Below are 16,664 nucleotides of genomic sequence, written 5' to 3'. Positions count from 1 at the left end.
CCGGCGAGGCTAGCCCCCGCCCCTCGGGGCCGGTCCCGGTTCCCCATGGCGGCGCCGGCCCCGGGCCACGTCACAGGACGGCGTCGGCGTCCTGGCTCGGCGCCGACGCCCCCTCCTCCGGGCTGGCGCCGGCCTCCGGCCGGCCCCCACCGCGCGCTGCGGACGCCGGGGTGACCGGCACGTCCGGCGCGGAGTGGTTGTGCCTCAGCAACCGCCACCGGTCGCTCTGCACGCCCAGGTCGCTCCACGCGCAGTTGCCGAGGGGGCCGAGCACCCGACGGTGCTCCGGACCCAGGCCCAGCAGGGCCTCGGTGAGGCGTGCGGAGGTCCCGCCGTGGGTCACCACCACGGCCGCCGGAGCCTCGGGCAGCTCGGCCAGCGCCGCGACCGCGCGGACCGGCACCCGCGCCGGATCCTCGCCGCCCCGGCCGCGGATGGGCCGCCCGGCCAGCCAGTCGGCGTACTGCTCGGGATGGCGGTCGGCCACCTCCTCGCGGGTCAGCCCCTCCCACGAGCCCATGCCCACCTCGCGCAGGCGTGGGTCCAGCCGCAGCGGCACGCCCAGGACGTGGGTGAGCGCGGCCGCCGTCTCGGCTGCCCGGACGAGGTCGCTGGAGACCACGACGGTGCCCTCGGGGAGCAGCCCGTCGGCGGCCAGGTGCGCGGCGGCCCGTGCGGCCTGGCGGCGTCCCTCGTCGTCCAGCGGCGGGTCCAGCTGTCCTTGGAAGCGCCCGGCGGCGTTCCACTCGGTGCGCCCGTGTCGCCAGAGGACCAGGCGGGACACGGGCAGCGACCGAACGCCGCTCACCGGCCGGTCGCCTCCGAGGAGGACGGGTCGTCGACATCCTCGTCGGCCGGGGTGCTCCCGGCCGCCGGCGCCGCACCGGACGGCGCGACCTCGTCGTCGGCCGGCACACCGTCGTCCAGCACACCGTCGTCCAGCACACCGTCCTCGGCGAGCGTCTCGTCGGTCCGCACCTCGCCCTCGGCGCCCACGTCCTCGTCGGCGAGCACGTCGGCGGCGGGTTCGGGGACCAACGGCGTCGGGTCCGCGCTCGTCGGGTCGACGTCGTCGGCCGACAGCGTCGCGCGGCTGCCGCCCACCGGGCCGTCGGCGCCGGTGCGGTCCGCGGGCGCGGCACGGTCGACGAAGGGGATGGTGGGGCAGTCCTTCCAGAGCCGCTCGAGGGCGTAGTAGGCGCGTTCCTCGGCGTGCTGCACGTGGACGACGACGTCGACGAAGTCGAGCAGGACCCACCGCGCCTCGGCCACCCCCTCCCGGCGCACCGGCCTGACCCCGCGCCGGCGCAGGCGCTCCTCCACCTCGTCGACGATCGCCTGCACCTGGCGTTCGTTGGGGGCCGCGGCCAGCACGAAGGCATCGGTGATGGCCAGCCGGTCGCTGACGTCCACGATGGAGACGTCCGTCGCCAGCTTGTCCGCGGCGGCCTGGGCCGCCAGCAGTGCGGTCTCCCGCGCCTCCGGCGAGGCGGTCATCGGGGTACCTCCTGGAGGTCGGGGGAGGGTGGTTCGGGAGGACCGTCGGGTCGGGGAGCCGTCGCCGGCGGCCGGTCGTAGGTGGGCCGGTCCCCGGACGGGGGCGCGCCGCCGCGGCGGGCGTCCTCGCCTGCCACGGCACGGGCGCCGGTGGGCGAGCGGTAGAGCCCGCGCTTCTCGATGTACTGCACGACGCCGTCGGGCACCAGGTACCAGACCGGCATGCCGCGGCCGACCCGTTCCCGGCAGTCGCTGGAGCTGATCGCCAGCGCGGGCACCTCGACCAGGCTGACCACCCCGTCCGGCAGGTGGGCGGCGCCCAGGTCGAAACCGGGCCGGGTGACGCCGATGAAGTGCGCCAGCTCGAAGAAGCGGTCGCTGTCCCGCCAGCTCAGGATCTGCGACAGCGCATCGGCGCCGGTGATGAAGAACATCTCGTCGCCGGGCCGCTGTCGCTGCAGGTCGGTGAGCGTGTCGATGGTGTACGTGGGCCCGCCGCGGTCGATGTCGACCCGGCTGACCGAGAAGCGCGGGTTGGAGGCGGTGGCGATGACGGTCATCAGGTAGCGGTCCTCGGCCGGGGCCACGTCCCGGTCGCTCTTCTGCCACGGCTGGCCGGTCGGCACGAACACGACCTCGTCCAGGCCGAACAGCACGGCGACCTCGCTCGCCGCCACCAGGTGCCCGTGGTGGACGGGATCGAACGTCCCGCCCATCACCCCGACCCGCCGACCCGTCACCGATCGAGCCTATCCGGGCCGCCCCGGGCCCGGCCCCGAGGTCCGGGGCCCGGACCGGCCCGGTCAGCGGGTGCTGAAGAACACCCGCTCGTCGGGGTTGCCCGCGACGAGCGGCTCGATGAACAGCTGCCCGCCATCGATCGCCGTCGGCGGCACGTCCATGCACACCTGGAAGGACGCCGACCCGCCCGGGTCCAGGGTCGGGGCGTCGACCGCGTCGTCGGGCAGCAGGGCCGAGCAGTCGGAGTCGCTGTACTGGCGGGCGTCGGTGCCGGTGAAGACGTAGGAGAGATCCCAGAACGGGTTGCCCTCGTCGGTGCCGACGTACCGGGCCGTGGCCTCGACGACGACGTAGCGCCCCGTCGGCGGCTCGTTGAACTCGTTCGCGCCGGCCACGATCGCGTCGCCGTCCAGGATGACCGCCGTGACCGCGACCTCGTAGTCGCCGACGCGCGCCGGCGTCCCCAGCGGGACCGGCGTCGACGGCGCAGACCCCGCACCCGGCGCCGGAGCCGTCGGGGACGGCGACGGCAGGCGGCCGGCCGATTGCTCAGTGGCCGGGGCACCGGTCGGCGCCGCCGCGACCGGGTCGGGTGGCGACTGCACGAGCACGACGACCGAGGCGACGACCGCCGCGAGCGCGGCGACGACGCCGAGGACCGGCACGACCACCGACGCCGGCGGCACCCGGCGCCCCCGCGGGACCGGGGCGGCCGGCGGAGGCAGCTGCCCGAGGAACGCGCGGCTGGAGGACGGGTACGAGCCGGGCCCGTCGGGAAACGGAGGCGGTGACGGGTGGGCGCTCCCCGACTGCCCCTCGGAGCCTGCCGGCCGACCTTCTCCACGGTTCCCCGTCACGCGTCGTCCTCCCTGGTGGGCAGCGGGTCCCGCACCGCCGTCCCGGCCATCCTGTCCTCGGGGAGCGGGGCCGGGCGAGCCTGCCGACCCGTTCGGGTGACCGGCCGGGGGCGCCCGGACGGCCGTGTCGACACGGTGGCCGGTCGACACGGTGGCCGGTCGACACGATGGCCGGTCGACACGGTGGCCGGTCGACCACGGCGCTCCGTCGACACGGCGCCCGGTCGACTGACTCGTTGGCCCGGGCGGCACCGGGGCCGGCGGCAGGGGTCAGAGGTGTCAGAGGGTCGTGACGAAGTCCGCCAGCTGGGCGGCGTTGCGGCACTCGACCATGTCGACCACCTCGCCGTAGCGGTGGGCCGCGGAGTCCCCGCTCCCCCACAGCCGGCGGGGCTCGGGGTTGAGCCAGTGCGCCGACCGGGCGCGGCGGACCAGGTCGGCCAGCACCGGCAGCCCGGGCTGCCGGTGGTTGGTGCGCCCGTCGCCGAGCACCAGCAGCGACGTCTTGGGCCCCACCGCGCCCGGCCACCGGTCGGCGAACACCTCGAGGGCGGCGCCGTAGTCGCTGTGCCCGTCGAAGCCGACGACGTCGGCCTCCCGACCGATCCGCGCCACGGCGTCGGCGACGTCGGCGCCCGGCCGGAAGAAGCGGGTCACCTCGTCGGTGGAGTCGACGAAGGCGAAGGCTCGCACGCCGGAGAAGTGCTCGCGCAGCGCCTGGGTCAGCATCAGCGTGAAGTGGCTGAACCCGGCCACCGAGCCGCTCACGTCGCAGAGCACCACCAGCTCCGGCTTGTGCACCGCGCGCGGGCGGTGGTGGGTCACCACCGGCACGCCCCCGGTGCCCAGCGACGCCCGGACGGTCCGGCGGAAGTCCAGCCGCCCCTCGCGGCCCAGCCGGCGCCGCGCCGACAGCCGCACCGCCAGTCGGCGGGCCAGCGGGGCCACGGTCCGGCGCAGCTCGGCGAGGTCGGCCTGGTTGGCGCGGAGGAAGTCGACCTGGTCGGCCAGCGGGCGCACCGCGCTCCTCGCGACCGTGTCCCGGCCCCGCTCGGCCGCCGTCCGCCGGCGGACCTCGGCCTCCACCGCTGCCCGGAAGGCCGCCAGCCGCTCCCGCACCGTCTGCCTGGCGACCTGCTCGGCCAGCCCGCCTCGCTCGGCGTCGCCGAGCAGCCCGGCGAGCAGCTGCGCGACCAGCGTGTCCGGCGAGAGCGCCCGCACGACCCGGTAGCTGAAGAACGACTGGCCGGACGGCGACGGCGCCGTCCGGCCCAGTCGGTCCACCGCCGCCCGGGCGAAGCGGCGCAGCGCCTCCTCGTCGCCGTCGAGCAGCAGCCGGGCCAGCTCCGCGCGCATCAGCTCGGTCAGGTCGGCCCCGTCGGGCAGGTCCAGGGTGGACTCCCCCGGCTCCCCGGCGGGCTCGTCGGGGTCCGCGGGCTCGGTCGGCCGGTCGCCCAGCGGCCACCACAGGTCGAACAGCACGTCGTAGGCTGGCTGCTGCGCCGCCCGTTGCAGCAGCACCGCCGCCAGCCCGTGCCGCAGCTGCTCGCGGTCGAGCAGGTCGACCACGGTGAGGATCTCGGCGGCGTCCACGGCCTGGCTGATCCCGACCGGGATGCCGGCCGCCCGCACCGCGCGGACGAACCCGTCCAGGTGGCCGGCCAGCCCACCGGGTTCGGCAGGAACGGACGCGGTCATCAGTTCAGCCGCAGCTCGGCCGCGGCCCGCTGCTGGTCGCTGGCGTGCTTGAGCACCACGCCCAGCGTCGCGCGCACCGCCGTCTCGTCCAGGGTGTCCAGCCCCAGCTCCAGCAGCGTCTGCGCCCAGTCGAGGGTCTCGGAGATCGACGGCGCCTTCTTCAGCTCCAGCGCCCGCAGCGCCCGGATGGTGCGCACCAGCTGCTCGGCCAGGCCGGCCGCGAGGTCGGGCACCCGGGAGAGCACGATCTCCCGCTCCCGCTCGGCCGAGGGGTAGTCCAGCGCGAGGTACAGGCACCTGCGCTTGAGCGCCTCGGACAGCTCCCGGGTGGCGTTGGAGGTGAGCACCACCATCGGCCGCCGGGTGGCGGTGACGGTGCCGAGCTCGGGGATGGTCACCTGGAAGTCGCTGAGCACCTCCAGCAGCAGGCCCTCGACCTCGACGTCGGCCTTGTCGGTCTCGTCGACCAGCAGCACCGTCGGGTCGGTGCGCCGGATCGCGCTCAGCAGGGGCCGGGAGAGCAGGAACTCCTCGCCGAAGATGTCGTCGTGGACGGTGCCCCAGTCGGCGCTCCGCCCGTCCGAGGCGCCCCCCTGTGCGGCCTGGATGCGCAGCAGCTGCTTCTTGTAGTTCCACTCGTACAGCGCCCGCGCCTCGTCCAGCCCCTCGTAGCACTGCAGCCGGATCAGCTCCGACCCGGTGGCGGTCGCCAGCGCCTTGGCCAGCTCGGTCTTGCCGGTGCCCGCCGGCCCCTCGACCAGCAGCGGCTTGCCCAGCCGGTCGGCGAGGAAGACGGTCGTCGCGATCTGCGCGTCGGGCAGGTACCCGGCGGTGGACAGCCGCTTGCCGACGTCGGCGACCGAGGAGAACTGCGGGGACTGCGACGGCGGGCGGGGCATGCGGCTCCTGTCGGGAGGGGGAACGGAGATCAGCGGCGGGTGTGGCCGTTCCCGGTGACGACGTAGGTGGTCGAGGTCAACTCGGGCAGGCCGAGCGGACCGCGGGCGTGCAGCTTCTGGGTGGAGATGCCGATCTCGGCGCCGAAGCCGAACTCCCCGCCGTCGGTGAACCGGGTCGAGGCGTTGACCAGCACCGCGGCGGCGTCCACCCCGGCGGTGAATGCGGCGATCGCCCGCGCCGAGTCGGCGACGATCGCCTCCGAGTGCCCGCTCCCCCACCGCTCGATGTGGTCCAGCGCGGCGGGCAGGTCGTCGACGACGCGCACGGCCATGTCCATCGACAGGTACTCGGTGGCCCAGTCCTCGTCGGTCGCGGGGACGACGGCCTCGTGCGCGGCCCGCGCGCGCTCGTCGCCGTGCAGCGTGACGCCGGCGTCGGCCAGCGCCGACAGCAGCCGCGGCAGGAACGGGACGTCGCGGTGCACCAGCAGCGTCTCGGCGGCATTGCACACGCTCACCCGGTGGGTCTTGGCGTTGAGCACGATCGCCTCGGCCACGCCCGCGTCGGCCGAGGCGTCGACGTAGACGTGGCAGTTGCCCTCGCCGGTCTCGATGACCGGGACGCTCGCCTCGCGCACCACCCGCTGGATCAGCGAGGCCCCGCCCCGGGGGATGACCACGTCGACGACGCCGCGGGCGCCCAGCAGCTCGCCGACCGACGCCCGATCGGCGGGCAGCAGCTCGACGAAGCCCTGCGGCAGGCCCGCCTTGGTCCCCGCCTCGGTGAGGACGGCGACCAGCGCGGTGTTGGTGCCGAACGCCGATGCCGACCCGCGCAGCAGGGCCGCGTTGCCGCTCTTCAGGCACAGGCCGGCCGCGTCGACGGTCACGTTGGGCCGGGCCTCGTAGACGATGCCCACCACGCCGAGCGGCACCCGCACCTGCCGCAGCTGCAGCCCGCCCCGCAGCGTCGACCCGCGGACGACGTCGCCGACCGGGTCGGGCAGCGCGACCAGCTGGCGCAGCGCGTCGGACACCCCGGCGACCCGGGCGGGGTCGAGCCGCAGCCGGTCGAGGACGGCCGCGGAGGTGCCGTCGGCCGCGGCGGCCTCGACGTCGGCGGCGTTGGCGGCGAGCACCTCGTCGGTGCGCTCGACCAGCGCGTCGGCCATCGCCCGCAGCGCGGCGTCCTTGGTGTCGGTGGGCAGGGTGCGCAGCACCCGGGCGGCGGCGCGGGCACGCCGCGCCGGAGCCCCGATCAGCGGCAGGCCGGAGACGTCGGACACGCCCGCGAGCCTACGCGCGCACCCGTCGCCGACCCCTCGTCCGCCGCGGACCGCCGTGCGAGAATGATTCTCATGAACAGGTTGACGCGGTCGGCCGTGGTCGTGGCCGCCGCGCTCCTGCTGGCCGGGTGCGGCGGCGCGGGCGGCCCGGGCGGGAGCGGGGCCGGCCTGACCGTCGTCGCCGGCTTCTACCCGCTGGAGTGGGCGGCCGAGCGCGTCGGCGGGGACCGCGCCAGCGTCTCCTCGCTCACCCCGCCGGGCGCCGAGGCCCACGACCTGGAGCTCACCCCCCGGGACGTCGTCGCCGTCGCCAGGTCCGACCTGCTCGTCTACCTGGCCGGCTTCCAGCCGGCCCTGGACCAGGCCACGGACGACGAGGCCGCCGACTCCGCCTGGGACGTCGGCTCGGCCGCCGGCCTCATCCGCACCCCAGGCCAGCACACCGGCGACGACCCGGTGGACCCGCACTTCTGGCTCGACCCCACCCGGCTGGCCACCGTCGGCGACGCGCTGGCCGGCCGGCTGACCGAACTGGACCCCGACGGCGCCGCCACGTACGAGCAGAACGCCGCCGCACTGCGCGCCGACCTCGAGGCCCTGGACGGCGAGATGCGGGCGGGGCTGGCGAACTGCGCCGTCGACACGCTGGTGACCAGCCACGAGGCCTTCGGCTACCTCGCCGACCGCTACGGCTTCGACATGGTGGGCATCAGCGGGTTGAGCCCGTCGCAGGAGCCGGACCCGGAGCAGCTCGCCCGCATCGCGACGCTGGTGCGGGAGAAGGGCGTCACCACGGTCTACACCGAGACCCTCGTCGACCCCGCGGTGGCCGAGACGGTGGCCGCCGAGGCCGGGGCGCGCACCGCCGTCCTCGACCCGATCGAGGCGCTGAGCGACTCGTCCCCCGGCGACGACTACCTCTCGGTGATGCGCGCGAACCTGGCCACGCTCCAGGAGGGACAGTCCTGCTCGTGATCCCCGCCATCCACCTCCGGGACGCCCGCATCGGCTACGGCGACACGGCGGTCGTCCAGGGAGTCGACCTCACCGTGCGCTCCGGCGAGGCGGTCGCCGTCCTGGGCTCCAACGGGTCGGGCAAGACCACGCTGGCCCGCGGTCTGCTGGGGCTGGCGGCGGTGCTCGGCGGCGAGGTCGAGGTGCTCGGCGCGCCGGTCGGGCGGCTGCGCGAGCGCGGCCGGGTCGGCTACGTGCCGCAGCGGCACACGGTGAGCGGCGCCGTCCCGGCCACCGTGCGGGAGGTGGTCGGCGTCGGCCGGCTGGCCCGGCTGGGCTCGTTCCGGCGGCTGCGCCCGGCCGACCGGGCCGCGGTCGCCGACGCGGTGGCCGCCGTCGGGCTGGCCGACCGCCTCTGCGACCCGGTCGCCTCGCTCTCCGGCGGGCAGCAGCGGCGGGTGCTGGTCGCCCGGGCCCTGGCCGCGGAGCCGGAGCTGCTGGTCATGGACGAGCCCACCGCCGGGGTGGACGCCGCCAGCCAGGACGCCCTCGCCGCCGTCCTGGCCGACGTCTCGGCGACCGGCACCACCCTGCTCGTCATCACCCACGAGACCGGCCCGCTGGCCGGCGTCCTGACCCGGGCCGTCGTCGTCGACCACGGCCGGATCGGCTACGACGGGCCGCTCGCCGGCGCCGGGGCCGGGGCCGGCGGCCACCACCACCCCGAGGACACGGGCGAGCCACCCCGCGGCGGGTACCGCATCGACCAGCCCCGGGTGACGACGGACGGAGGCCGTTGACGGTGGAGATCCTCGAGTTCGGCTTCATGCAGCGGGCGCTGCTCGCCTCGCTGATGGTGGGGCTGGTCGCACCGGCGGTGGGCGTGTTCCTGGTGCAGCGCCGGCTGTCCCTGCTCGGCGACGGGCTGGGGCACGTGGCGCTCACCGGGGTGGCGGTCGGCGTCCTGACCGCCACCGCCCCGGTGGGGACGGCGCTGGTCGCGGCGGTCGCGGGCGCGGTGGTCATCGAGCTGGTGCGGGCGCGCGGGCGCACCAGCGGCGACGTCGCGCTCGCCGTCCTGTTCTACGGGGGCATCGCCGGCGGGGTGGTGCTGCTGTCCCTCGCGCCGCGCGGCCGGGCGACCAACCTCGAGGCCTACCTGTTCGGGGCGATCACCACGACCAGCGCCGGCGACGTCGCGGTGTTCGCCGTCATCACCGTCGTGGTGCTGGGCGTGGTCTGGCTGCTCGGCCAGCGGCTGTACGCGGTCAGCGACGACGAGGAGTACGCCCGGGCCGTCGGCCTGCCGGTCCTCGCGCTCAACGTCGTCCTGGCTGCTCTGGTCGCCGCCACGGTCGTGCTCTCCATGCGGGTGGTCGGCCTGCTGCTGATCAGCGCGCTGATGATCGTGCCCAGCGCGGTGGCCCAGCTGCTGGCCCGCAGCTTCCGGCAGACCCTCCACCTGGCCTGTGCCATCGGGCTGGTGGTCAGCGTCACCGGCACGACCACCTCCTTCTACACGGGCACCCCCTCGGGCGGCACGATCGTGCTGCTGGCGATCGCGCTGTTCCTGGTGGTGACCGCCGCGGTGGCCGTCCGCGACGCCACCGCCCGCCGCCGCCACCGGCGCCGGGCCGAGGTGCACGCCGCCCACCCGCACGAGCACGGCGCCGGCTGCGGGCACCAGCCGGTCCCGCACGGCGACCACGTCGACTACGACCACGACGGGCACCTGCACGCCCCGCACCGCACCGGGACCGGCGTCCACTACGACGAGCACGGGGCGGGCCGGCCGTGAGCCGCCCGGAACCGGCGGAGGTCCCGGGCCGCCGGCAGACGCGCCAGCGCAGCGCGGTCCTGGCCCTCCTCGACGAGCTCGAGGGGTTCCGGACCGCCCAGGACCTGCACGCGCTGCTGCGCGAGCGGGGCGAACCGGTCGGGCTGGCGACCGTCTACCGGGCGCTGCAGGCCCTGGTGGACGACGGCCTGGTCGACGTGCTGCGCAGCGAGGGCCTTGCAGACGGTGGTGCCGCCTACCGGCGCTGCTCCCCGGTGCACCACCACCACCTGGTGTGCCGCTCGTGCGGGCGGACGGTGGAGGTCGCCGACCCGCCCGTCGAGCGCTGGGCGGCCCGGGTCGCCGCCGAGCACGGGTTCGCCGACGTGCAGCACCAGCTGGAGGTGTTCGGCACCTGCGCCGCCTGCGCCGCCGCCCGCTGACGCCTCAGCGGTACGGGTCGGTGATCTCCCGCAGCCGCTCCAGAGCCGCGCGCAGCGCGGCGGTGGCCTCCTCCCCCAGGTACGCCGTCCACTCGGCCTCCACCTCGGCCTCGACCCGGCGGGCCACCGCCACGACCTCCTGGCCGCGCTCGGCCACCTGCACCAGCCGGGCCCGGGCGTCGGTGGGGTCGGGCACCCGCCGGACGTAGCCGGCTCGTTCCAGCTGGTCGACGAGGTGACCCGCGGTCTGCTTGGTCACCAGCGCCTGCGCGGCCAGGTCGGTGAGCCGGGTGCCGGCCGGGCCGATCCGGGCGGCGATGCGGCCCTGCGCCATGGTGATGTCGTCGAACCCGGCCGCGGCCAGCTCTCCCAGGAGGCGCGACTCCAGGGCCCGGTGCGGGTAGAAGCAGAGCAGGCCGAGGCTCTGCCGCGGGTCCCCTGTGTCGCTCACGTCCCCCCTTGACGATGGTCAGAGGATCTGACGAAAATGGTACGAAGATCGTACCAACACGAGGGAGGCGTCGTGGACCTCGACGACGTGTGGCGGACCATCGACGCCGAGCGGTCGAGCCTGGCGGACCTGCTCGAGGACCTCTCCCCCGCCGAGTGGGCGACGCCGTCCCTGTGCGACGGCTGGCGGGTGGGCGACGTGGCGGCCCACCTGACGCTGGCACACCTGGGGCACCGGGAGGCCCTCGTCGCCGCCGTCCGCGCGCGGGGCGGCTTCGACCGGATGATCCGGGACACCGCCCTGCGGGCCGCCTGCCTGCCGCGCCCGGAGTACCCGCGGCGGCTGCGGGCGATGGTCGGTTCGCGCCGCACGGCTCCGTTCGTCACGCCGATGGAGCCGCTCATCGACGTCCTCGTGCACGGGCAGGACGTCGCGCTGCCACTGGGCCGGACCCGGTCGATGCCGACGGCGGCCGCGGCCGCGGCCGCCCAGCGGGTCTGGGACACGGGCTTCCCGTTCCGGGCGCGGCGGCGGCTGGCCGGGTTCCGGCTGGTGGCGACCGACACCGACTGGGGAGTCGGGTCCGGCGCGGCGGTCGAGGGGCCGACGGCCGCGCTCCTGCTGCTGGCCACCGGGCGGGACGCCGCGCTAGACCAGCTGTCCGGCGAGGGTGCCCGCCGACTGGCGGCGAGGGGCTGCGGCGGCGGCACACCCTGAGGACGACGGTTCGAGGTCCACGACCTGGTCGTGCCGATGGGTGGGCCGGCCTGGGTGAGGACGCCATCGGTCCTGCTCTCGCGGCTCACCACACGGTGCGGATCGCAGGGAACTCCACGAGCGCGGGGTCACTGGTGACGACGGGGAGGGACTCCAGCACCGCCTGGGCGACGATCACCCGGTCGAACGGGTCGCGGTGGGACCACTGCAGGGTGCCGGCCGTGAGCGCGTGGTGGCCGGTGATGGGCAGCTCCATCGCGCGCAGCCGGACGAGGTGCTCCCGGTAGCCGCTCACCACCGCGGCCGCGCCCGGCAGCTTGCCCAGTCTGTGCTTCGTGGCGATCTCCCAGGCGCTGGCCGCGGAGACGAACACGGTGGTCTCCGGTGCGCGCACGGTCACCAGGGTCTCGGCGGGGATGCGCTCGGGGCCGAGCAGGAGCCAGAGCAGGGCGTGGGTGTCCAGGAGCAGGGAGGTCACCCCCACCGGGCGAGTTCGTCGTCCGGCAGCGGCTCGAAGAAGGCCTCGGTCAGGGAACCGGCCACGAAGCCGACGGGGCGAGGGGCGGGCTCGTCGACCGGCACGAGACGCACCACCGGCCGGCCACCTCGCGCGATCACGACCTCCTCGCCACGCTCGGCGGCCGCGAGCAGCTGGGACAGCCGCGTCTTCGCCTCCTGCACGTTGACGTGTGTCACGCCGCCAGACTACGGCTGCCCAGCCAGGTTGGCCAAGCCACTCTAGCCAACCTCGTGCGGCGCGTTCAGTTCAGCGCGCGGGTGCCAGGGGGCAGGGTGCCAGGGGGACAGGGTGCCAGGGGACAGGGTGCCGCCGGCGACCATCTCCGCGGTGGCGTCCTGCAGCGCGGTCAGCGCGACCCGCTGGGTGAACGGGCCGGTGGAGGCGCGGGCCACGCCGAGCTCCTGCATCTCCCGCGCGGGCAGCGAGGCGCCGGGCACGCCGATCAGTGACTGGCGGTGGCCCGGAGCCGGTCAGCGGTCGCGCAGCGCCCGCAGGGCGGTCGTGCGGGCCTCGCCCGCGAGCCGGTCGAGGAACACCTTGCCGTCGAGGTGGTCGACCTCGTGCTGCAGCGCCCGGGCCATCAGGCCGCTGCCCTCCAGCCGCAGCGGCTCGCCGTGCACGTCGACGCCCTCGACGACGGCGTGCACCGCCCGCACGGTGGGCGCCCACAGTCCGGGGATGGACAGGCAGCCCTCGTCGCCGTCCTGGGTCTCCTCGGACAGCGCGACGATCCGCGGGTTGACCGCGTGCCGGATGACGCCGTCGATGTTGAGGGCGAAGACGCGCGCGCCCACCCCGATCTGCGGAGCGGCCAGCCCGGCGCGGCCGGGGTGGTCGACGGTCTCCTCGAGGTCGCGGACCAGCGCGGCCAGCTCCCGGTCGAAGGACCGCACCTCGTCGGCCGGGGTGCGCAGCACCGGGTCACCGAGCTCGCGGATCGGGCGGATCGTCACGCGCCGCAGTCTCTCAGCCGGCCGGGACCGCCCGGACGGGCCGGGGGCCGAGCAGCACCATCTCGTCGCGGTGCACGACCTCGCGGCGGTACTCGGGGTCGAGTTCGCTGGTCTTGCGGCCGAGGAGCGCGGGCAGCTCTCGGGCGTCGTAGGCGACCAGCCCGCGGGCCACGACGGCGCCGTCCGGGCCGACCAGCTCGACCGGGTCGTCGGCCAGGAACTCCCCGCTGGCGCCGGTGACGCCCGCGGCCAGCAGCGAGGCGCCCCGCTCCCGGACCGCCCGCACCGCGCCCTCGTCGAGGTGCAGCCGGCCCCGCGGGCGGCTGGCGTAGCGCAGCCAGAACTGCCGGGCACCCGGCCGGCGGCCGGCCACGGCGAACAGCGTGCCCACCCGCTCGCCGGCCAGCGCCGCGGCGGCCTGCGCGGTGGAGGTGACGACGACGGGCACGCCGGCGTACGCGGCGATCAGCGCCGCCTCGACCTTGGTGGCCATCCCGCCGGTGCCGACGCCGTTGCGGCGGGCCGAGCCCAGGGTGACCGCGGCCAGGTCGTCGCGGCCGCGCACCGTGTCGATCAGCCGGGCGGGGCCGACCCGCGGGTCGCCGTCGTACACGCCGTCGACGTCGGAGAGCAGCAGCAGGGCGTCGGCCTGGGCCACGTGGGCCACCAGCGCGGCCAGCCGGTCGTTGTCGCCGAAGCGGATCTCCTCGGTGGCCACGGTGTCGTTCTCGTTGACGATCGGCAGCACGCCCAGGCTGAGCAGGCGCTCGACGGTGCGGTGTGCGTTGCGGTAGTGGCTGCGCCGGGTCAGGTCGTCGGCGGTCAGCAGCACCTGACCGACGGTGAGCGAGTGGCGGGCGAACGCGTCGGCGTAGGTCTGCACCAGCCGCAGCTGGCCGACGCTGGCCGCGGCCTGGGCGGTGGCGAGGTCACGGGGGCGACCGGCGATGCCGAGCGGGGCCAGCCCGGCGGCGATCGCCCCCGAGGAGACGAGCACGACCTCGCGGCCCCGGGCCCGCACCGCGCCGAGGACGTCGGCCAGCGCGGAGAGCCGCGCCTCGTCCAGGCCCCCGGGCAGGGTGGTCAGCGACGACGAGCCGACCTTGACCACGACCCGCCGCGCGCCGGCGACCTCCGGGCGGGCGCTCACGCGTCGTCGTCCTCGTCGTCGGGCAGGTCGTCGGGCAGGTCGTCGTCGGTCCACGTCTCGGTGAGCTCGTAGGGCACCCGGCGGGCCCGCTTGGCGGCCAGCCGCTCCTCGGCGCGGACGCGGTGCGGGGCGTCGATGCGCGTGTCGGTGCCGCGCCCGCCCAGGCCGGCGGTCTCCTCGGCGGTGAGCGTCCCGGCCGGCAGCGTGGGCACGAAGTCGAAGGTGACGTCGCCGATGGTCACCGCGTCCCCCTCGCGGGCGCCGGCCTCGGCGAGCGCGTCCTCGACGCCGAGGCGGTTGAGCCGGTCGGCGAGGAAGCCCACGGCCTCGTCGTTGGCGAAGTCGGTCTGCCGCACCCACCGCTCGGGCTTGACCCCGCGCACGACGAACGCCGCGTCGTCCTCCGGGTCGCGCTCGACGGTGAACCCGGTGTCGTCGACCGCGCGCGGGGTGAGCGTGACCCGCACCGGCTCGGCCTCGGGCAGCGTGGCGCGGTGCACCTCGACGGCCGCGGCGAGCGCGAAGCCGAGTTCCCGCAGGCCCTCCCCCGTTGCGGCGCTGACCGGGAAGACCCGCAGCCCGCGGGCCTCCAGCGGCTCGCGGACCAGGTCGACCAGCTCCCGGGCGTCCGGGACGTCGACCTTGTTGAGGACGGCGAACCGCAGCCGGCCGACGAGGTCCTCCCGGTACTGGGCGAGCTCGTGCTCGAGCGCCTCGATGTCGCTCTCCGGGTCGCGGCCCGGCTCCATCGTCGCCATGTCGACCACGTGCACCAGTACCGCGCAGCGCTCGACGTGGCGGAGGAACTCCAGGCCCAGCCCTCGACCCTCCGACGCGCCGGGGATGAGCCCGGGGACGTCGGCCATGGTGAAGGTGACGTGGCCGGCGCGGACCACGCCGAGGTTGGGCACCAGCGTGGTGAACGGGTAGTCGGCGATCTTCGGCCGGGCCGCGGACATGGCCGCGATCAGCGAGGACTTGCCCGCGGACGGGAAGCCGACCAGGCCGACGTCGGCGATGCTCTTGAGCTCGATGACGGCGTCGAACGCCTCCCCCGGCTCGCCGAGCAGGGCGAACCCGGGGGCCTTGCGGCGGGGGTTGGCCAGCGCGGCGTTGCCGAGGCCGCCCCTGCCGCCGCGGGCGAGGACGAGGCGGGTGCCGGCGCCGACGAGGTCAGCGATCACCTGGCCGTCGGGGGTGCTCACCACGGTGCCCGCGGGGACGCGCAGGACGCGGTCCTCGCCGCGGGCGCCGTGCCGGTTGCTGCCCTCCCCCGGGCGGCCGTTGCCGGCCTTCTGGTGCGGGCGGTGGTGGAAGTCGAGCAGGGTGTGCACGTTCGGGTCGACCTCGAGGACGACGTCCCCGCCGTTGCCGCCGTTGCCGCCGTCCGGGCCTCCGAGCGGCTTGTACTTCTCCCGGTGGATCGACGCGACCCCGTGCCCGCCGTTGCCGGCGGCCACGTGCACGACCACGCGGTCGACGAAAGCGGCCATCTCCGCGCCGCCTCCTGGTTCTGGTTCGTCAAGCGCCACGAGCGCACGGGCCGGCGGCCCTTGCGCTCGTGGCGCAGTGGTAGGAGGACCCCGTCCCACTCACCGCTCGCAAGCTCGCGGCGAGCCTCCGGACGGGGCCAGGGGTTCTCAGTCGACGGCCGTGACGGAGACGGTCTTGCGACCCCGCCGGGTGCCGAAGGTCACGGCGCCGGGCTGCAGCGCGAACAGCGTGTCGTCGCCGCCGCGGCCGACGCCCAGGCCCGGGTGGAAGTGGGTACCGCGCTGGCGCACGATGATCTCGCCGGCCTTCACGACCTGGCCCCCGAAGCGCTTGACGCCGAGGCGCTGCGCGTTCGAGTCGCGGCCGTTGCGGGAGGACGAGGCGCCCTTCTTGTGAGCCATGTCGACGTCAGCCCTTCGTGGTGGTCGTGCTGTCGATGCCGGTGACGACCACGTCGGTCAGCGGCTGACGGTGGCCCTGACGCTTGTGGTAGCCGGTCTTGTTCTTGAACTTGTGGATGCGGATCTTCGGGCCCTTGCCGTGGCCGACGATCTCGCCGGTCACGGTCACGCCGGCCAGGGCCTGCCGGTCGCTGGTGACGGTGTCACCGTCAACCAGGAGCAGGACCGGGAGGGTGACGGTGTCGCCCGCCTCACCCGCGAGACGGTTCACCGTGAACCGGTCGCCCACGGCCACCTTGTGCTGCCGGCCACCAGCCTTCACGACTGCGTACACCACTGGACTCCTCGATCGCCTCTGTCGTGTCCTGCGTGCGCCCGGACGTCGGGCGCCAGTTGCTGGACGGGCTGCCCGCCTCCCAGGCGGCACCGGATGGTGCCCCGCCGGGGCGGTGCAACCGGACCAGCGTACCCGAGCCCCGACGGCTCCGCCGCAGGGTCCCCCGCCGGCCCCGTCCAGAGGCTCGTCCCGAGCCTGCGAGGGACGAGGAGGACGGGGTCCTTCCACGGTGGGGGGCGGCGGGGTCCTTCCTCCGGTCGAACGGGGAAGGACCTGCTCCCCTCCCGGGCACCGTCGCCCCCTGCAGGTAGCAGGTGGAAGGCCCCGGCCGCGGCGGGACCCGGCAAGGGGGCCGGGGTCCTCCTAGTACTACAGGGCTACAGCCTTGGCGTGGCAACGCGGTGATCGTGCTCCGGCGTGCTGCTGTTCAGGATGCGGTGCTGCCGAGACAATGATGCTGTGTCGTGCACAGACCTGCAGGATTGGTCG

General features: G+C 75.7%; 21 protein-coding genes. 5 read left to right on the top strand and 16 right to left on the bottom strand.

Going from position 1 to position 16,664, the window contains the following annotated elements:
- Window positions 1-70 precede the first annotated feature (70 nt).
- The 7 genes from DQ238_RS18005 to DQ238_RS17975 all read right to left on the bottom strand — a co-directional run bounded on the left by DQ238_RS18005 (window position 71) and on the right by DQ238_RS17975 (window position 6,978).
- Window positions 71-784, bottom strand: coding sequence for a histidine phosphatase family protein (locus DQ238_RS18005; RefSeq protein ID WP_233496075.1), 714 nt, complete (start codon window positions 782-784; stop codon window positions 71-73).
- 20 nt (window positions 785-804) lie between these two features.
- Window positions 805-1,497: a ribosome silencing factor gene (rsfS, locus tag DQ238_RS23885; protein ID WP_233496074.1), complete on the bottom strand. Its 693-nt coding sequence runs from the start codon at window positions 1,495-1,497 to the stop codon at window positions 805-807.
- The gene (gene nadD / locus DQ238_RS17995) at window positions 1,494-2,237 is read right to left on the bottom strand and encodes a nicotinate-nucleotide adenylyltransferase (RefSeq protein WP_233496073.1); all 744 of its coding nucleotides are present in this window, start codon (window positions 2,235-2,237) and stop codon (window positions 1,494-1,496) included. Before nadD ends, rsfS begins: the two co-directional genes overlap by 4 nt.
- Window positions 2,238-2,300: 63 nt before the next feature.
- Window positions 2,301-2,909, bottom strand: coding sequence for a DUF4352 domain-containing protein (locus tag DQ238_RS17990; protein WP_147263107.1), 609 nt, complete (start codon window positions 2,907-2,909; stop codon window positions 2,301-2,303).
- 465 nt (window positions 2,910-3,374) lie between these two features.
- Complete coding sequence (locus tag DQ238_RS17985; RefSeq protein WP_199506430.1) at window positions 3,375-4,793, bottom strand: VWA domain-containing protein; 1,419 nt, start codon at window positions 4,791-4,793, stop codon at window positions 3,375-3,377.
- Entirely contained in the window at window positions 4,793-5,692 is a 900-nt protein-coding gene (locus tag DQ238_RS17980; protein WP_113782628.1) for a MoxR family ATPase, read from the bottom strand. Before DQ238_RS17980 ends, DQ238_RS17985 begins: the two co-directional genes overlap by 1 nt.
- 29 nt (window positions 5,693-5,721) lie before the next feature.
- Entirely contained in the window at window positions 5,722-6,978 is a 1,257-nt protein-coding gene (locus tag DQ238_RS17975) for a glutamate-5-semialdehyde dehydrogenase (RefSeq protein ID WP_199506429.1), read from the bottom strand.
- 72 nt (window positions 6,979-7,050) lie between these two features.
- On the opposite strand from DQ238_RS17975, the gene DQ238_RS17970 reads away from it, so the two are divergent.
- From DQ238_RS17970 to DQ238_RS17955, 4 genes are read left to right on the top strand one after another with little or no spacing between them, the layout of a single operon-like run.
- On the top strand, window positions 7,051-7,953 hold the full coding sequence (locus DQ238_RS17970; protein ID WP_233496072.1) for a metal ABC transporter substrate-binding protein: 903 nt from the start codon (window positions 7,051-7,053) through the stop codon (window positions 7,951-7,953).
- On the top strand, window positions 7,950-8,732 hold the full coding sequence (locus DQ238_RS17965; RefSeq protein ID WP_233496071.1) for a metal ABC transporter ATP-binding protein: 783 nt from the start codon (window positions 7,950-7,952) through the stop codon (window positions 8,730-8,732). Before DQ238_RS17970 ends, DQ238_RS17965 begins: the two co-directional genes overlap by 4 nt.
- Window positions 8,733-8,734: 2 nt before the next feature.
- A complete protein-coding gene (locus DQ238_RS17960) occupies window positions 8,735-9,730 on the top strand; it encodes a metal ABC transporter permease (RefSeq protein WP_113782626.1) in 996 nt (331 codons plus the stop codon).
- The gene (locus tag DQ238_RS17955; RefSeq protein WP_113782625.1) at window positions 9,727-10,152 is read left to right on the top strand and encodes a Fur family transcriptional regulator; all 426 of its coding nucleotides are present in this window, start codon (window positions 9,727-9,729) and stop codon (window positions 10,150-10,152) included. Before DQ238_RS17960 ends, DQ238_RS17955 begins: the two co-directional genes overlap by 4 nt.
- Window positions 10,153-10,156: 4 nt before the next feature.
- Here the strand turns inward: DQ238_RS17955 and DQ238_RS24275 are convergent, their stop codons facing one another.
- Window positions 10,157-10,603, bottom strand: coding sequence for a MarR family winged helix-turn-helix transcriptional regulator (locus DQ238_RS24275; protein WP_113782624.1), 447 nt, complete (start codon window positions 10,601-10,603; stop codon window positions 10,157-10,159).
- Window positions 10,604-10,675: 72 nt separating this feature from the next.
- On the opposite strand from DQ238_RS24275, the gene DQ238_RS17945 reads away from it, so the two are divergent.
- A complete protein-coding gene (locus DQ238_RS17945; RefSeq protein ID WP_113782623.1) occupies window positions 10,676-11,320 on the top strand; it encodes a maleylpyruvate isomerase family mycothiol-dependent enzyme in 645 nt (214 codons plus the stop codon).
- A gap of 85 nt (window positions 11,321-11,405) precedes the next feature.
- Here the strand turns inward: DQ238_RS17945 and DQ238_RS17940 are convergent, their stop codons facing one another.
- From DQ238_RS17940 to rplU, 8 genes are all read right to left on the bottom strand, one after another.
- Window positions 11,406-11,798 (bottom strand): type II toxin-antitoxin system VapC family toxin, encoded by a 393-nt coding sequence (locus DQ238_RS17940; RefSeq protein WP_113782683.1) that lies wholly within the window; start codon window positions 11,796-11,798, stop codon window positions 11,406-11,408.
- Window positions 11,795-12,016, bottom strand: a complete 222-nt coding sequence (locus tag DQ238_RS17935) for a type II toxin-antitoxin system Phd/YefM family antitoxin (RefSeq protein WP_113782622.1) — start codon at window positions 12,014-12,016, stop codon at window positions 11,795-11,797. Before DQ238_RS17935 ends, DQ238_RS17940 begins: the two co-directional genes overlap by 4 nt.
- 42 nt (window positions 12,017-12,058) lie before the next feature.
- On the bottom strand, window positions 12,059-12,277 hold the full coding sequence (locus tag DQ238_RS23875; protein ID WP_233496070.1) for an isocitrate lyase/phosphoenolpyruvate mutase family protein: 219 nt from the start codon (window positions 12,275-12,277) through the stop codon (window positions 12,059-12,061).
- Window positions 12,278-12,310: 33 nt separating this feature from the next.
- On the bottom strand, window positions 12,311-12,793 hold the full coding sequence (gene def, locus DQ238_RS17925) for a peptide deformylase (RefSeq protein WP_113782621.1): 483 nt from the start codon (window positions 12,791-12,793) through the stop codon (window positions 12,311-12,313).
- A gap of 13 nt (window positions 12,794-12,806) precedes the next feature.
- Complete coding sequence (proB, locus tag DQ238_RS17920; protein WP_113782620.1) at window positions 12,807-13,943, bottom strand: glutamate 5-kinase; 1,137 nt, start codon at window positions 13,941-13,943, stop codon at window positions 12,807-12,809.
- Window positions 13,940-15,436 (bottom strand): GTPase ObgE, encoded by a 1,497-nt coding sequence (obgE, locus tag DQ238_RS17915; protein ID WP_113782619.1) that lies wholly within the window; start codon window positions 15,434-15,436, stop codon window positions 13,940-13,942. Before obgE ends, proB begins: the two co-directional genes overlap by 4 nt.
- 147 nt (window positions 15,437-15,583) lie before the next feature.
- The gene (rpmA, locus tag DQ238_RS17910; protein WP_113782618.1) at window positions 15,584-15,838 is read right to left on the bottom strand and encodes a 50S ribosomal protein L27; all 255 of its coding nucleotides are present in this window, start codon (window positions 15,836-15,838) and stop codon (window positions 15,584-15,586) included.
- 7 nt (window positions 15,839-15,845) lie between these two features.
- A complete protein-coding gene (gene rplU / locus DQ238_RS17905; protein WP_199506428.1) occupies window positions 15,846-16,172 on the bottom strand; it encodes a 50S ribosomal protein L21 in 327 nt (108 codons plus the stop codon).
- Between the last annotated feature and the right edge of the window lie 492 nt (window positions 16,173-16,664).

The organism is Geodermatophilus sp. TF02-6, from assembly GCF_003319115.1.
Lineage (GTDB): Bacteria > Actinomycetota > Actinomycetes > Mycobacteriales > Geodermatophilaceae > Geodermatophilus.
This window is presented reverse-complemented; position numbering and strand designations above follow the sequence as displayed.

Coding starts and splice junctions, on each gene's coding strand:
- obgE (WP_113782619.1), bottom strand. CDS start 15,436: ATGGCCGCTTTCGTCGACCGCGTGGTCGTGCACGTGGCCGCCGGCAAC.
- DQ238_RS17980 (WP_113782628.1), bottom strand. CDS start 5,692: ATGCCCCGCCCGCCGTCGCAGTCCCCGCAGTTCTCCTCGGTCGCCGAC.
- DQ238_RS17970 (WP_233496072.1), top strand. CDS start 7,051: ATGAACAGGTTGACGCGGTCGGCCGTGGTCGTGGCCGCCGCGCTCCTG.
- rsfS (WP_233496074.1), bottom strand. CDS start 1,497: ATGACCGCCTCGCCGGAGGCGCGGGAGACCGCACTGCTGGCGGCCCAG.
- DQ238_RS17985 (WP_199506430.1), bottom strand. CDS start 4,793: ATGACCGCGTCCGTTCCTGCCGAACCCGGTGGGCTGGCCGGCCACCTG.
- rpmA (WP_113782618.1), bottom strand. CDS start 15,838: ATGGCTCACAAGAAGGGCGCCTCGTCCTCCCGCAACGGCCGCGACTCG.